Here is a 13786-nt window from a genome sequence, read left to right on the forward strand (position 1 = left end):
TTCCGCGACAGCATCATCCATGTCATCGGCTACAGCGGTACCGCCTGCGCTGCAGGGGCTGCGCGTTCTCGACCTGACGCGTCTGCTGCCGGGGCCGGTGGCCGCGCTGCGGCTCGCCGAGCTCGGTGCCGACGTGCTGAAAATTGAAGCCCCCGGCGCGGGCGACCCCACCCGCACGATGATGCAATCGTCGAGCGACCGCGTGGCCGGCCGGCCCGGCGCGTTCTACCGGATGGTCAATCGCGGCAAGCGCGAGACACGCCTCGATCTCAAATCCGATGCGGGACGCAATGTGTTGCGTGCGCTCGCGGCGGAAGCGGACGTGCTGATCGAGAGCTTCCGGCCCGGCGTGATGGAGCGCCTCGGCATCGGCTACGCCACGTTGCGCGCGGCCAATCCGCGGCTCGTCTACTGCGCGATCAGCGGCTATGGCGCGAGCGGGCCGTTCGTCGATCACGCGGGCCATGATCTGAACTACATCGGCTATGCGGGCGTACTCGACCAACTGGCAAGCCGCGACGGCTCGCCGATCCTGCCGAATTTCCAGATCGCCGACCTGCTCGGCGGCGCCTTGAGCGCGGTCACGCAGATTCTCGCCGCGTTATGGCATGTGTCGCGCGGCGGCGAGGGCCGCTTCGTCGACGTCTCGATGACGCATGTCACGCATGCGCACAACATCGTCGCGCAAGTCGCGCTCGCCAACGAAGGTGCTGCGCCGGTCCCCGGCGCCGGCCTGCTGAACGGCGGCGTGCCGTGCTACAACCTGTACCGCACACTCGATCAGCGCTGGCTCGCGGTCGGCGCGCTCGAACTGAAATTCTGGGAAACGCTGTGCATGGCGCTCGACCGGCCCGAGTGGGCGACGCGCCACTGGAGCCTTGGCCAGGCGATCGGCGGCCCGGACGCGGACGCGCTCACGCGGGAGCTGGCCGACGTAATCGGCGCGCGTGCGCTGGCGGACTGGGTGCTGCTGCTGGAGCCGCTCGACTGCTGCGTGTCGCCGGTGTTGACGGCGGCCGAAGCGGCGCGGCATCCGCTGTTCGATCCGCAGGCGTACGCGGCGCAGCCCGAGGGCGATGCGGATGATGCGGATACCGTCGATGGCCTGAAGGGGTAGCGTCTGCCTGCCTACGGCTTCGTTCGGCTGGTTTCAGCCGATGCGGTGTTGACAGCGAAGCACTTAGCGCGAGGCACGTTAGCTGCTGAGCACCGCCACCCTACCCTCAGCGCCGCACAGCCGTCTGCCGCGGCAACGTCTGGCGTGGCGTCTTTTCGTCGTCGTACAGCAGGTGCTTGCGGCCTTCGACGTGACGGTTGATCGTGGCGCGGACCTCGGCGGCCGTGGCGTCCTCGGCCACCACGCGCCGCGATATCTGTCCCGCCGTGTCGATCCACTCGACGATCCGGCACGCGTCGCCCCATGGCTGGCGGATCGGTGCGGACACGCGACAGCCGCGCACCTGTATCGGCCGCTCGGCGACGGTTTCAATTGACTGTTTCAAGGCGCGATCCTTTTTCGAGCATCAGAAGGGATGGTTGCCCTCGCAGCTTAGAAAAAAGAAATGCCATTCAGGTTACAGACAATGCGGCGATATTTACGGCGCATTACGGCGCGCTTGCCGCCCTGATGCGCCGCAGCCCCGTCTATTCGAGCGTGCGGACCCGGTCGATCGCCTGTTCGATCCGTTCGACCGCAACGACCTGTAAGCCTTCGATCGGCTGTTTCGGCGCGTTGGCCTTCGGAATGACCGCGACCGAGAAGCCCAGTTTGGCCGCTTCCTTGAGCCGCTCCTGTCCGCGCGGCGACGGCCGGATTTCGCCGGCGAGGCCGACTTCGCCGAACACCACGAGCCCCTTGGGCAGTGGCTTGTTGCGCATCGACGAGTGGATCGCGAGCAGCACGGCCAGATCGGCGGCGGGCTCGGTGATCTTCACGCCGCCCACCGCGTTCAGGAACACGTCCTGATCGAAACAAGCGATCCCCGCATGCCGATGCAGCACGGCCAGCAGCATCGCGAGCCGGTTCTGCTCGAGGCCGACCGCGAGCCGCCGCGGATTCGGCGCGTTGGCCGCGTCCACCAGCGCCTGCACTTCGACCAGCAGCGGCCGCGTGCCCTCCTGCGTCACCAGCACGCAGGAGCCCGGCACCGACTGCTCGTGCTGCGACAGAAACAGCGCCGACGGATTCGCCACGCCGCGCAGGCCGCGCTCGGTCATCGCGAACACGCCGAGCTCGTTGACCGCGCCGAAGCGGTTCTTGATCGCGCGCACGAGGCGGTACGACGAATGCGTGTCGCCCTCGAAGTACAACACCGTATCGACGATGTGCTCCAGCACGCGCGGCCCCGCCAGCGCGCCTTCCTTGGTCACGTGGCCCACCATGATGATCGTGGTGCCCGACTGCTTGGCGATGCGCGTCAATTGCGCCGCGCACTCGCGCACCTGCGCGACCGAGCCCGGCGCGGAGGTCAGCGCGTCGGAATAGACCGTCTGGATCGAGTCGATCACCGCGACGTCGGGCCGCTGGTCGGCGATCGTCGCCTGAATTTTTTCGAGCTGGATTTCCGCGAGCAATTGCAGCTCGCTCGCCTTCGAGCCAGGCTCCAGCAACGAGAGCCGTTGTGCGCGCAACGCAATCTGTGCGGCCGACTCCTCGCCGCTGATGTAGAGCGCGCGTTTGTCGGCGGCGATTTCGGCGAGCGATTGCAGCAGCAGCGTCGATTTGCCGATGCCCGGATCGCCGCCGATCAGCACCACGCCGCCCGGCACCAGACCGCCGCCGAGCACGCGATCGAACTCGCTGACGCCGGTGGAGAAGCGCGGCACGTCGGACGCGTCGATATCGGCCAGACGCCGCACCGGCGCGCTCTTCGCGAGCGACTGGAAACGGTGCGTGGACGGCGCTTCCGCGACCGATTCGACCAGCGTGTTCCACGCATTGCATGACGGGCACTGCCCGGCCCATTTCGGCGATTGCCCGCCGCATTCACTGCAGATGTACAACGTCTTCGGTTTAGCCACGCGTGATTGCCTGTGTTGCTGTTCTTGGGATTGATCTGGTTGATGCGCCTGGTGCGGTTGATGCGGTTGATGCAGTCGATGGCCAGCTCCGCGCCTGGGCGCCAGCCGCAGCCGCGAATCCGGCGACACGCAGCGGCATAGTGCGCGACGCACAATGCGGAGCACCAGGCAGTGCGCTCAGCGGTGCAAGCAACAGCGCACATTCCAATGCAGCCGGCGCCGCAAAAAGCGAAGCACGACGGCATCAGGGAAACCGCATCACGAGGCGCAAACTGGCGCAGCCGCCCGCGACGGCCTCGCGCCGCGCACTACCTGATTCGCCACGCTGTGCGCGACCGGGCCGCCAACAGCGCCCAACGCGCCGCTCGTCACGCGCTCGACTGCGCGTCTCACTCCGCCCGCACCGGCACACGCGGCGCCACCGCGCACATCAGCTCGTAGCCGATCGTGCCGCACACCTGCGCGACGTCGTCGATCGGCAGCGCGTTGCCCCACAACTCGACGCGCGAGCCGACGTTGGCGGTCGGCACCGGCGTCAGATCGACCGTGAGCATGTCCATCGACACGCGTCCGACGACCCGCGTGCGCACGCCGTCGACGATCACCGGCGTGCCTTCCGGCGCGACCCGCGGATAACCGTCCGCATAGCCGCACGCGACCACCCCGATACGCATCGCACCGCGCGCCTTGAACGCCGAGCCGTAGCCGACGGTGCTGCCTTCATTGAGCATCTGCACGGCGATCAGTTCCGAGGCGAGCGTCATCGCCGGCTGCAGCCCGGTGCCTTCGATCGCGGCCGTCACGCCTGACGGCGACGCGCCGTACAGAATGATGCCCGGGCGCACCCAGTCGAAATGCGCGCCCGGATGCCACAGCGTGGCCGCCGAATTGGCGAGGCTGCGCGCGCCCGCGATGCCCTGCGCGCCGCGCTCGAACGCTTCCATCTGATAGGTGATGCCGCGCTCGCCGTCGGCATCCGAGAAATGGGTCATCAGCGTGATCTGGCCGACGCCCTGGCAGGCGCGCGCGCGCTCCCACGCGGCGCGGAATTTCTCCACCGTGTAGCCGAGCCGGTTCATGCCGGTGTTCATCTTCAACTGGATGTTGACGGGCTTGGACAGACGCGCCATTTCGAGCATGCGCAACTGTTCGTCCGAATGCAGCGCGGTCGTCAGGCTATAGCGGTCGATCACGTCGATGTCGGTCGGACGAAAAAAGCCTTCGAGCAGAAGAATCGGCCCGGCCCAGCCCAATTCACGCAACTTCACGGCTTCTTCGAGGTCCAGCAATCCGAAGCCGTCGGTTGCGCGCAAGCCGGGAAAAACTCGCGCAAGGCCATGTCCATATGCATTCGCCTTGACGACGGCCCATATTTTGGACTTTGGCGCGTAGCGTCGTGCGACGGCAAGATTATTGGCAAGTGCGGCGGTATGAATCGTGGCTGAGAGGGGGCGCGGCATGGGATATTTTCGTAAAGACGCTTGCGAATCAGCGGCTTACTGGGCGTTTTCAACGCTCGGCAGTCCGCTGGGCGGTGCGATCAAGGATTCTGCTAGTCCGAATTCAGCTATTTTCGTGATATAAAGCCGTGCGCACAACCCATTTCGAACGGCATAAGCCCGGACGTATTGCAAACGGCCGGGGCGGACAGACCGCAGCGAGGACAGCATCGCATCAGATGAAAAAAGGTTTTTACACCATCATGGCCGCGCAGTTTTTTTCGTCGCTGGCCGACAATGCGCTTCTGATCGCTGCTATCGCACTGCTGAAAGATCTTCACGCCCCGAACTGGATGACGCCGCTGCTCAAGCTGTTTTTTGTGCTGTCGTACGTCGTTCTCGCCGCGTTCGTGGGCGCCTTCGCCGACTCCCGTCCGAAAGGACGCGTGATGTTCGTCACCAACACCATCAAGGTGGTCGGTTGCATCACGATGCTGGTCGGCGCGCATCCGCTGATCGCGTACGGCATCGTCGGCTTCGGCGCGGCGGCGTACTCGCCCGCCAAATACGGCATTCTCACCGAACTGCTGCCGCCTGACCGGCTGGTCGCCGCGAACGGCTGGATCGAAGGCACCACGGTCGGCTCGATCATTCTCGGCACCGTGCTCGGCGGCGCGCTGATCAGTCCGCACATCGCCGCGCCGATCCTGCGGCAGCACATCCCCACTGTCAACACGCCCGCCGAAGCGGCGATGCTGGTGATCATGGGCATCTACGTGATCGCGGCGCTGTTCAATCTGCGCATTCCCGATACCGGCGCGCGTTATCCGAAACAGGAACGCGGCCCGATCAAACTCATCACCGATTTCGCCGACTGCTTTCTCGTGCTGTGGCGCGACAAGCTCGGCCAGATTTCGCTCGCGGTCACGACGCTGTTCTGGGGCGCCGGCGCGACGCTGCAATTCATCGTGCTGAAGTGGGCCGAAGTGTCGCTGAACATGTCGCTCTCCGAGGCGGCGATCCTGCAGGCGGTGGTGGCCGTCGGCGTGGCGGGCGGCGCGATCTTCGCGGCCTCGCGCGTGCCGTTGAAGAAGTCGCTGTCGGTGCTGCCGGTCGGCATCATGATGGGGATCGCCGTGATGCTGATGGCGTTCTACACGCGCGAGCTGTTTCCCGCGCACTGGGGCTTCCGGATCGGCCGCATGCATATGCCGGGCTACCTGATCTTCGCGTATATCTTCCTGATGGTGGTCGGCGGCCTGTCGGGCTTTTTCGTCGTGCCGATGAATGCGCTGCTGCAGCATCGCGGCCACGTGCTGCTGTCGGCGGGTCACTCGATCGCCGTGCAGAACTTCAACGAAAATCTCTCGGTGCTCGTCATGCTGTGCCTGTACGCGGTGCTGGTGTGGCTCGACGTGCCGGTCACCGCGGTGATCGTGCTGTTCGGCACCTTCGTGTGCCTGATGATGTGGCTCGTGATGCGGCGCCACCAGGCCAACCAGCGCGCATTCGACTCGGTCGCGCTGATCGGCGAAGCCAAGCACTGAGTTTGCCGCGGGCCGTGCTCACGAGCGTGCCCGCGCCTTCCTTCTTCCTCGCTTGACCATGACGCAAACGATTCCCAATGTGCTGACGATCGCCGGTTCCGACTCGGGCGGCGGCGCCGGCATTCAGGCCGATCTGAAGGCTTTCTCGGCGCTCGGCGCTTACGGCGCGAGCGTGATCACCGCGCTCACCGCGCAGAATACGCGCGGCGTCACCGCGATTCACGCGCCGGACCCGGCCTTCATTACCGCGCAACTCGACGCGGTGTTCGACGACATCCGCATCGACGCGGTGAAGATCGGCATGCTGGCGAACGCGCCGATCGCCCGCGCGGTCGCCGATGCGCTGCGTCGTCACAAGCCGAAGCACGTCGTACTCGACACGGTGATGATCTCGAAGAGCAATCATGCGCTGCTGCTGCCGGATGCGGTCGCGGCGGTGCGCGACGAATTGCTGCCGCTCGCGGATCTGCTGACGCCCAATCTGCCCGAAGCCGCCGCGCTGCTCGGCGTGCAGCCGGCCACCGACGAAGCCGGTATGGTCGAACAAGGCGAAGCGCTGCGCGCACTCGGCGCACGCGCGGTGCTGATGAAGGGCGGCCATCTGAGCGCGGCGGATAGTCCCGACTGGCTGGTACAGGACAGCGGCACATTGCGTCTGGGCGGCCCGCGCGTGCCGGTGAAGAATACGCACGGCACGGGTTGCACACTGTCGTCGGCGATTGCGGCGCTGATTCCTCAACGCGGCGATCTCGCGAGCGCGGTGGCCGATGCGAAGGTTTATTTGACCGGTGCGTTGCAGGCTAGTGATCGGCTCGATGTAGGCGGAGGTGTCGGGCCGGTGCATCATTTTTATCGGTGGTGGTGAGCGGCGCGGTGTAGGGGGCGTGGTTGGCTGTCCGCTGTGTTTCACTGCTGCTTGTACGGCGTTTCTTTTGTGTCTGGTCAGGACGCGCGCCTGGCACGCTGAAGCAGCGCGAGCGTTCGATCGATCGGCAGTGGAGCGCAGCGAGATCGTGACGTGGTTCGCGTAGCGACGAGCGGGTGAGTTGTACCGCCTGCTGCTCCGTTTACGCCGCGCGTAGTTCCGCATTTTCCCGAGCCACTCGTCCGGCACGGTGAAACCCACAAAAGCGTTCCGACCGATCGTTACTGGCGAGTGGCGAGATCGTGATTGGCTTCGCGTTGTGTCAAGCGACTACGTCATACCGCCTGCGACTCCGCTACTGCCGCGCCGTAGTTCGCTTCTGCTCGGGCCGCTCGTACGCACCGTCAAATCCGGCAATCATTCCGATCGATCGTCCCCGGCGAGATCGTGACACGTGCTTCGCTGCGTCGAGAGCGACTGCGTCGTACCGTCTGCCACTCCACTACTTCCGCGCGTAGTTCCACGCCTGCTCCGGCCACTCGTCCGGCACGATGAAACCGCGAGAGCGTTCGACCAGATAGCCGGCACGATCCTCGACAAGAGCGACGACCATCGCCGGTCCATGCTGAGCTGAAATCTGCGCCGCAAGCGTTTGCGCGTCGACCCAAAGCGATCCAGCGGCCTCGCTCCCACCCTGCTCGTTTTCCTGCGCAACGCGCCTCGGTGCAAGCCATTCGAGCCGCGGCAACTGCCGCCACTTTTGCGCCTGCGCCGCCGCGAACGCCGGCCAATCGCTGCGCGTGGTCCACCAGCCGCGGCCATGCGCCGGATCGAGTTCGACGGGGTCCGCCGGCCTCTCGCCATGCCGGTAAAACAGCCAGCCTTTGACGAACATCTCCGGCGTCCACGGCCCCGCATAACCGACCGACGCGAACTCTTCGCGCGCACTCAACGGCAGTTGATGGTTCAGCAGATGCGCGAGCTTGAGATCGAAGCGGTCTTTCAGATTCGGCCCGACGTAATCAGCGAGGCGCGCGTGCGCTTGTGCCGTTCCCTGCCCCTCCTCGCGCCCTCCGCCCGCATGCAGATAACACTTCACCGCCAACTCCCAGTGCAGCCGCGCGCCCTCACGCGACTCCACGAGAAAATCGCATTCGCCGAGCGTGATGCCCGCGCGCCGCAACGGCACACCGGCCGCGACCAGCCGCGCCGCCGGCCCGTGTTGCAGGAACCAGCCGAGCAGCCGTTCGGCGTATCGGCCAAGACGCGTGATGCGCGTCGCCGCGAGCTCGAGATGCAGCGGCTGCGGCGCGGCGTCGAGCGCACACAGCCAGGCGACGCTTGCCTGAAGTTCCTGCTGGGAATCGAAGGGATTCGCGAGCGCGCCCATCGGCGCTTGCGGGCGCAACAGGTCGGCGCTCAGCAGCAGCCATGCGAGATCGCGCACGGCCGGGTCGCGCAAGGTGCCGAGCAACGAATCGAGGAGCGCGGCGTGGTTGCCTGGCGCGGCGGCGACATGCGCCGCCGGTCCACCGGCGGTCATCACTTCGCCGCGTTCGACGGCGCGCCGCCCGCTGCGTGCCACGTATCGCGGGCGAGGCATAGGTCGGCCCAGGCCTTCGCCTTGTCGGGCAGCCGGCGCAGCAGATACGCCGGGTGATAGGTGACGATCACCGGGACGCCTTCGTACTCATGCACGCGACCGCGCAGCGCCGAAATGCTCGCTTCGGTCTTGAGCAGACTCTGCGCCGCGAAGCGGCCCATCGCAACGATCAGCTTCGGCTTGACCAGCCCCACCTGACGTTGCAGATACGGCTCGCACTGCAGGACTTCGTCCGGCTCGGGATTGCGGTTGCCGGGCGGCCGGCATTTGATCACGTTGGCGATGTAGACATTGGTGTCGCGCGCGAGCGCCAGCGAATGCAGCATGTTGTCGAGCAGCTTGCCCGCCTGACCGACGAACGGCTCGCCGAGACGGTCTTCGTTCTCACCGGGCGCTTCGCCGATCAGCATCCAGTCCGCGGCGCGATCGCCGACGCCGAATACGGTGTTCGTGCGCTTCTCGCACAGACGGCACTGGCGGCAATCGGCAACGCGCTCGCTCAGCGCGTCCCAGTCGAGCGTGTGGACGGCCGGCAGTTCAGGCGTGTCACGGCGGGCTTCCGACGGCGCGTGTGCAGGCAGGTCGTCGAACCATGCGAAATCGTCGTCGGGCGGCGCATCGAATGGCGGCGGCTCCGGGGAGCGCGGCTGCCCGACTGGCTGGCGCTGCGGCGCCTGCTGAGATTGCTGGGCGGATTCGCGTGTTGCGGGCGGCTGTGTTTGCGCCTGTGTTTGCGTCTGTTGCCGCACTTCGACGGGCGTTGCTGGCCGGTCCTGCGCGGCATCGTGCGCGGGCTGCATCCGACGCTCATCACCCTCGCTCTGTTGCGTGGATCGCGACGGCTCGCTCGCCCGCGCCGAGGCGGCGCGATCATCGAACCGCTCCCGGGCACCCGCCGACGGAGCCACCTGCTCGCCGCGAACCGGCGCGCGGTGCTCGCCCGGCATCTGCGGGCGCTCGGCTTGCCGCGCCTCGCCGGCACGCATCGCGGGCCGTTGCGCATCCTGTGCGAGAGCCGCCGGCGCTTCCCCTGCCCCGTGCACATCGTCGAGACGCGCACCATGCGCAGCTAGCGCATCCGCACGCGGCCCGGCGCCGACATCCTCGACCTTCGGCTGCACCGCCATCCCGCGACGCACCCACAGCGTCGTCAGGCCGAACTCTTCCAGTACCGATTCATGCAGCGCCATCTGCGCCCTCCGTGGCAAACGAGAAACGCATCACGATGGCGTCCTCCCGGCTGCGATGCCGCGCCGGATAATAGTTTTTGCGCCGGCCGATCGACGCGAAGCCGAAGCGTTCGTACAGCCGGATCGCCCGATGATTCGACGGCCGCACTTCGAGCAGCAGGCCCTCGAGTTTTTCGGCGTGCGTGATGCGCACCGCCTCGCGCAGCAGCGCGAGGCCGGCACCGGCACCTTGCGCGCTGGGCGCGACGCACAGGTTGAGCAGATGCATTTCGTCGACGACCGGCATCAGCACACAATAGCCGATCAGCGTGCCGGTCACGTGCCGCAAGCAGACACCGAAATAGCCGTTGCGCAGCGAGTCGCCGAAATTGCCCCGGCTCCACGGAAACTCATACGCGACCTTTTCGATAGCGGCGACCTCGTCCAGATCGCCTTCGGTCATCGGCGACATGTAGCGGTCCGCGAGCAACACGCCGCTCATTGCCGGCCCTCGCCGTGAGGTGCGCCGGCGGCGGGCGCGGGCTGGGTTGCGCTGTCGCGGGCATCCTGAGGGCTCTGCGCGAGTCCCGCGTCCCGTTCGGCCTTCGCGGCCTTTTCTGCCTTCCCGGCTTTCTCTGCAATACGCTCCGCCGTGGTCTGCGCAACCTTGTCGCGCACGTATTCCGGCGCGGCCTGGTCGGCGGGCACCGTGCGGCCGGCGCGAAACGCACGCAGCGCCGCGTGCGCGAGCGGCACCGCATGCGGCAGCGCTTCGCCGTCGACCGTCCGCGCGGCGGCCGCTGCAGGCAGCCGCGCGCCGAACGCCGCGGCGGCGTTGCCGGCCAGCGTGAAGGGCGTCTCGGGCAGCACCAGCCGCTCTGGCGCATCGAGCGAGGCCGTCTGAACGGTGCGCCATTCCTGTTGGGCCTCGTCCCACGCGTAGTCGGCCCAGTAGATTTCGTCCATGCGGGCGTCGAGCGCGGCGAGTACGCGCGTCGCCGCCGGGTCGCGCAGCCGCGCGCTCTCCGCGCAGGCCAGCAGTGTGCTGACCGGCACGACCGGCAGGTTCAGGCCGAACGCGAGGCCTTGAGCGACGCCGGTCGCGGTACGCAGGCCCGTGAACGATCCGGGACCGGAGCCGAACGCGATGGCGTCGCAGTCCGCGAGCGTCAGGCCGGCTTCGTCGAACAGTTCGCCGATGGCGGGCAACAGCCGCGTGCTGGAGACCGCGCCGGTCTGCTCGTGGCGAACCCAGAGCCGGGGGGCCGCGCCAGTTTGAGCGGCGTCGACGGGAACGGACAGCAGCGCGACCGAACAGAATTCGGTCGAGGTATCGAGGGCAAGGAGCACAGTTTGAGTCATGGACCGTATTGTAATCGGCGCCGCGCGCGTCAATGAGGTTTGGCGTTGCGTCCTGGCGGCGGCGCCGTTTGGAATAAGCCCTCGCCCACGCGAGCGCATGCAGTTGTTATCATCGTCGGCCGATCCTCATCTGACCCCGCCCGGCGGGCAACACCACCATGACAGACATCGACGCCCAATTCGCCAAAGCCCACGAAGAAGTGCAGCAGTTGCCGGAGCGTCCGGGCAACCTCACGCTGCTGCGCCTCTACGCGCTCTACAAGCAAGCCACCCGAGGCGACGTTCAGGGCGAGAAGCCGGGCTTTACCGACATCGTCGGCAAATACAAGTACGACGCGTGGGCCGCGCTCAAGGGCACCGCGCAGGACGCTGCGAAGCAGCAATACGTCGAGCTCGTCGAATCGTTGAAGAACGGCGCCGCGGCCTGAGCGCGCGAAGCGGCGGGCGACGCTCCAGTCGGGGCTTTCTTTCGAGCACCGACAACGCGCCGCGACGCTGCCCAGCCGTCCGAACGACAGCGTTCAGCAGCCGGATTCGCAAACTTTTCGGCTCGGAAATGTCCTAATAGTGGCGCAGTGCAACAAAACCCTATATAATGCGGCCTGCGCTTCACTGCTTTGCCCGCTTCATGTAGCGGCCCTTGCGGCGCAGCGCCTCGTAGCGTTTAGCTCCAATCCAGTTTAGAACCTGTCCCCTCCTGCCTAGCCCACTTCGGGCGATCATGTCCCAGGCTGGCGGCACGCCGTGTTGGCATGTCGCATCCGATACAGCTTCTAACGAAAAGCTCGCCTTCATTGTCGCGAGCTGCCCCCGTTTTTCGATTTGCTCGCTGCTTCTTTGCTCGCTGAATCCGACGACTTGGGTATGCCGATTGGCGCCGACGTTTTAATTCCCTGTGTACCAAGGATTCTCATGACTTCGAGCAACACCTCCAGCCCGTTGAACGCCATCGCCGATCAGGCACTCGGTCTCGCCGACGCTCCCGCCCAAGCCGCAGCCGTTGCTGCCGCTCCGGAAGCCGTCGCCGCTGAAGCCGCAGTCCCGACCGGCCCGACGTTCGCGTCGCTTGGTCTCTCCGCGGATGTCGTCTCCGCGCTGACCGCCGCTGGTTACCAGAACCCGACGCCGGTTCAGCAACGCGCCATCCCGGCCGGCATCGCCGGTCGCGATCTGCTGGTCTCGAGCCCGACCGGTTCGGGCAAGACCGCCGCATTCATGCTGCCCGCCATCGAGCGTTTCTCGCAACTGCAAAAGGCGCAAGCCAGCCAGCCGCGTGAACCGCGTCCGGCCGACGGCGCCCGCAACACGCGCCGTCCGCAACCGGTTGCCCGTCCGACCATGCTGGTCCTGACCCCGACCCGCGAACTCGCGATGCAGGTCACGACCGCCGCCGCCACGTACGGCAAGCACCTCAAGCGCCTGCGCACCGTCAGCATTCTGGGCGGCGTCGCTTACGGCCAACAACTGATGCTGCTGGCGAAGAACCCGGAAATCCTGGTTGCCACGCCGGGCCGTCTGATCGACCACCTCGAACGCGGCCGTATCGACCTGTCGCAACTGCAGATTCTCGTGCTCGACGAAGCCGACCGCATGCTCGACATGGGCTTCATCGAAGACATCGAAACGATCGTCGCCGCTACGCCGGCTACGCGTCAGACCATGCTGTTCTCGGCCACGCTCGACGGCAAGATCGGTTCGCTGACCGGCCGTCTGCTGAAGGATCCGGAGCGTATCGAAATCGTTCAGCGTCTGGAACAGCGCACCAACATCGCGCAAACCGTCCACTACGTCGACGACCGCGATCACAAGGACCGTCTGCTCGACCATCTGCTGCGTGACGAAGGCCTCGACCAGGCCATCGTGTTCACGGCAACCAAGATGGACGCCGACCAGCTCGCAGGACGTCTTGCCGACGCCGGTTTCGAATCGGCCGCTTTGCACGGCGATCTGCCGCAAGGCGCGCGCAACCGCACCATCAAGGCACTGCGCGAGCGTCGCGTGCGCGTGCTAGTGGCAACGGACGTCGCCGCTCGCGGTATCGACATCCCGGGCATCACGCACGTGTTCAATTACGACCTGCCGAAGTTCGCCGAAGACTACGTGCACCGTATCGGCCGTACCGGCCGTGCCGGCCGCTCGGGTATCGCGGTGAGCCTCGTGCATCACGCGGAACAAGGCGCGCTGAAGCGCATCGAGCGTTTCGTGCGCACCCCGCTGCCGGTCAACGTCGTCGAAGGCTTCGAGCCGCGTAAGTCGGCGCCGACGGGCAACGGCCGTCCTGGCTTTGGCGGCCGCGGCCGTCCGGGCGGCGGTAACGGCGGTGGCCGTCGTTTCGGCAGCGGTTCGGGCAAGCCGGCCGGCAACGGCGGCGGTTCGCGCAGCGGTAGCGGTAGCGGCGGCGGCTGGGCCGGCAAGTCGGCTGGCGGCGGTTCGCGTGAAGGCGGCTTCGGTGGCGGCTCGCGTGAAGGCTACGGCGGTTCGCGCGACGGCGGCTACGGCGCACGCCGCAGCGACGGCCCGCGCACGGCGCGTCGCGGCAGCTAAGCTATCCGGCAGCAGTAGCAGGATCAGCGTGTAAAAGACTCCGGACGGTTTCGCGCCGCCCACTCAGTCGGAAGAAACCGGTGCTCAGGCACCGGTTTTTTTTCGTCCGTAGCTTGAGCATCCCTAAATTTCACGATGTGGTAAATTTTTTTGCGTCGTAAAAAATCATGCTGCAAGGCACAAGAGGCGCCGTTGCAACAGGGGAAAAGTCATTTCTCTATGTGGAACAGTGATCG

At 66.3% G+C, this 13786-nt stretch carries 12 protein-coding genes; 5 read left to right on the forward strand and 7 right to left on the reverse strand.

Annotated features, from left to right (window positions below; translation table 11 throughout):
- Nucleotides 1–19: 19 nt before the first annotated feature.
- Complete coding sequence (locus PQQ53_RS11320; protein ID WP_408144183.1) at nucleotides 20–1117, forward strand: CaiB/BaiF CoA transferase family protein; 1098 nt, start codon at nucleotides 20–22, stop codon at nucleotides 1115–1117.
- 106 nt (nucleotides 1118–1223) lie between these two features.
- On the opposite strand, the gene PQQ53_RS11325 is transcribed toward PQQ53_RS11320, so the two are convergent.
- The 3 genes from PQQ53_RS11325 to alr form a co-directional block, all read right to left on the reverse strand.
- Nucleotides 1224–1502: a DUF2866 domain-containing protein gene (locus PQQ53_RS11325; RefSeq protein WP_408144181.1), complete on the reverse strand. Its 279-nt coding sequence runs from the start codon at nucleotides 1500–1502 to the stop codon at nucleotides 1224–1226.
- Nucleotides 1503–1644: 142 nt separating this feature from the next.
- Entirely contained in the window at nucleotides 1645–3021 is a 1377-nt protein-coding gene (radA, locus tag PQQ53_RS11330) for a DNA repair protein RadA (RefSeq protein WP_132373910.1), read from the reverse strand.
- 389 nt (nucleotides 3022–3410) lie between these two features.
- A complete protein-coding gene (gene alr / locus PQQ53_RS11335; protein WP_408144178.1) occupies nucleotides 3411–4481 on the reverse strand; it encodes an alanine racemase in 1071 nt (356 codons plus the stop codon).
- 218 nt (nucleotides 4482–4699) lie between these two features.
- Between alr and lplT the strand changes: the two genes are divergently transcribed.
- Both lplT and thiD read left to right on the forward strand, forming a co-directional pair.
- Nucleotides 4700–6007, forward strand: a complete 1308-nt coding sequence (gene lplT, locus PQQ53_RS11340) for a lysophospholipid transporter LplT (RefSeq protein ID WP_408144176.1) — start codon at nucleotides 4700–4702, stop codon at nucleotides 6005–6007.
- A 58-nt stretch (nucleotides 6008–6065) separates the two neighbouring features.
- Complete coding sequence (thiD, locus tag PQQ53_RS11345; protein ID WP_408144174.1) at nucleotides 6066–6872, forward strand: bifunctional hydroxymethylpyrimidine kinase/phosphomethylpyrimidine kinase; 807 nt, start codon at nucleotides 6066–6068, stop codon at nucleotides 6870–6872.
- A gap of 502 nt (nucleotides 6873–7374) precedes the next feature.
- Here the strand turns inward: thiD and PQQ53_RS11350 are convergent.
- Genes PQQ53_RS11350 through tsaB form a run of 4 tightly spaced genes read right to left on the reverse strand, consistent with a single transcriptional unit; the run spans nucleotide 7375 to nucleotide 11006 of the window.
- On the reverse strand, nucleotides 7375–8415 hold the full coding sequence (locus tag PQQ53_RS11350) for a DUF1853 family protein (protein ID WP_408324133.1): 1041 nt from the start codon (nucleotides 8413–8415) through the stop codon (nucleotides 7375–7377).
- Complete coding sequence (locus tag PQQ53_RS11355) at nucleotides 8415–9665, reverse strand: uracil-DNA glycosylase (protein WP_408324134.1); 1251 nt, start codon at nucleotides 9663–9665, stop codon at nucleotides 8415–8417. The genes PQQ53_RS11350 and PQQ53_RS11355 overlap by 1 nt, the downstream gene beginning before the upstream one ends.
- Nucleotides 9652–10146, reverse strand: a complete 495-nt coding sequence (rimI, locus tag PQQ53_RS11360) for a ribosomal protein S18-alanine N-acetyltransferase (protein WP_408144170.1) — start codon at nucleotides 10144–10146, stop codon at nucleotides 9652–9654. The genes PQQ53_RS11355 and rimI overlap by 14 nt, the downstream gene beginning before the upstream one ends.
- Complete coding sequence (tsaB, locus tag PQQ53_RS11365; RefSeq protein WP_408144169.1) at nucleotides 10143–11006, reverse strand: tRNA (adenosine(37)-N6)-threonylcarbamoyltransferase complex dimerization subunit type 1 TsaB; 864 nt, start codon at nucleotides 11004–11006, stop codon at nucleotides 10143–10145. The genes rimI and tsaB overlap by 4 nt, the downstream gene beginning before the upstream one ends.
- A 158-nt stretch (nucleotides 11007–11164) precedes the next feature.
- Between tsaB and PQQ53_RS11370 the strand changes: the two genes are divergently transcribed.
- Both PQQ53_RS11370 and PQQ53_RS11375 read left to right on the forward strand, forming a co-directional pair.
- Complete coding sequence (locus PQQ53_RS11370) at nucleotides 11165–11434, forward strand: acyl-CoA-binding protein (RefSeq protein ID WP_408144167.1); 270 nt, start codon at nucleotides 11165–11167, stop codon at nucleotides 11432–11434.
- A gap of 484 nt (nucleotides 11435–11918) precedes the next feature.
- On the forward strand, nucleotides 11919–13550 hold the full coding sequence (locus tag PQQ53_RS11375) for a DEAD/DEAH box helicase (RefSeq protein ID WP_408324136.1): 1632 nt from the start codon (nucleotides 11919–11921) through the stop codon (nucleotides 13548–13550).
- Nucleotides 13551–13786 lie beyond the last annotated feature (236 nt).

The organism is Paraburkholderia strydomiana, assembly GCF_046030495.1.
GTDB classification, from domain to species: domain Bacteria; phylum Pseudomonadota; class Gammaproteobacteria; order Burkholderiales; family Burkholderiaceae; genus Paraburkholderia; species Paraburkholderia strydomiana_A.

Bases quoted from the DNA above. Each gene is read 5' to 3' on its own strand.
- lplT (WP_408144176.1), top strand. From the start codon at position 4,700: ATGAAAAAAGGTTTTTACACCATCATGGCCGCGCAGTTTTTTTCGTCG.
- alr (WP_408144178.1), bottom strand. From the start codon at position 4,481: ATGCCGCGCCCCCTCTCAGCCACGATTCATACCGCCGCACTTGCCAAT.
- PQQ53_RS11370 (WP_408144167.1), top strand. From the start codon at position 11,165: ATGACAGACATCGACGCCCAATTCGCCAAAGCCCACGAAGAAGTGCAG.
- PQQ53_RS11375 (WP_408324136.1), top strand. From the start codon at position 11,919: ATGACTTCGAGCAACACCTCCAGCCCGTTGAACGCCATCGCCGATCAG.
- tsaB (WP_408144169.1), bottom strand. From the start codon at position 11,006: ATGACTCAAACTGTGCTCCTTGCCCTCGATACCTCGACCGAATTCTGT.
- PQQ53_RS11320 (WP_408144183.1), top strand. From the start codon at position 20: ATGTCATCGGCTACAGCGGTACCGCCTGCGCTGCAGGGGCTGCGCGTT.
- PQQ53_RS11350 (WP_408324133.1), bottom strand. From the start codon at position 8,415: ATGACCGCCGGTGGACCGGCGGCGCATGTCGCCGCCGCGCCAGGCAAC.
- rimI (WP_408144170.1), bottom strand. From the start codon at position 10,146: ATGAGCGGCGTGTTGCTCGCGGACCGCTACATGTCGCCGATGACCGAA.
- thiD (WP_408144174.1), top strand. From the start codon at position 6,066: ATGACGCAAACGATTCCCAATGTGCTGACGATCGCCGGTTCCGACTCG.
- PQQ53_RS11355 (WP_408324134.1), bottom strand. From the start codon at position 9,665: ATGGCGCTGCATGAATCGGTACTGGAAGAGTTCGGCCTGACGACGCTG.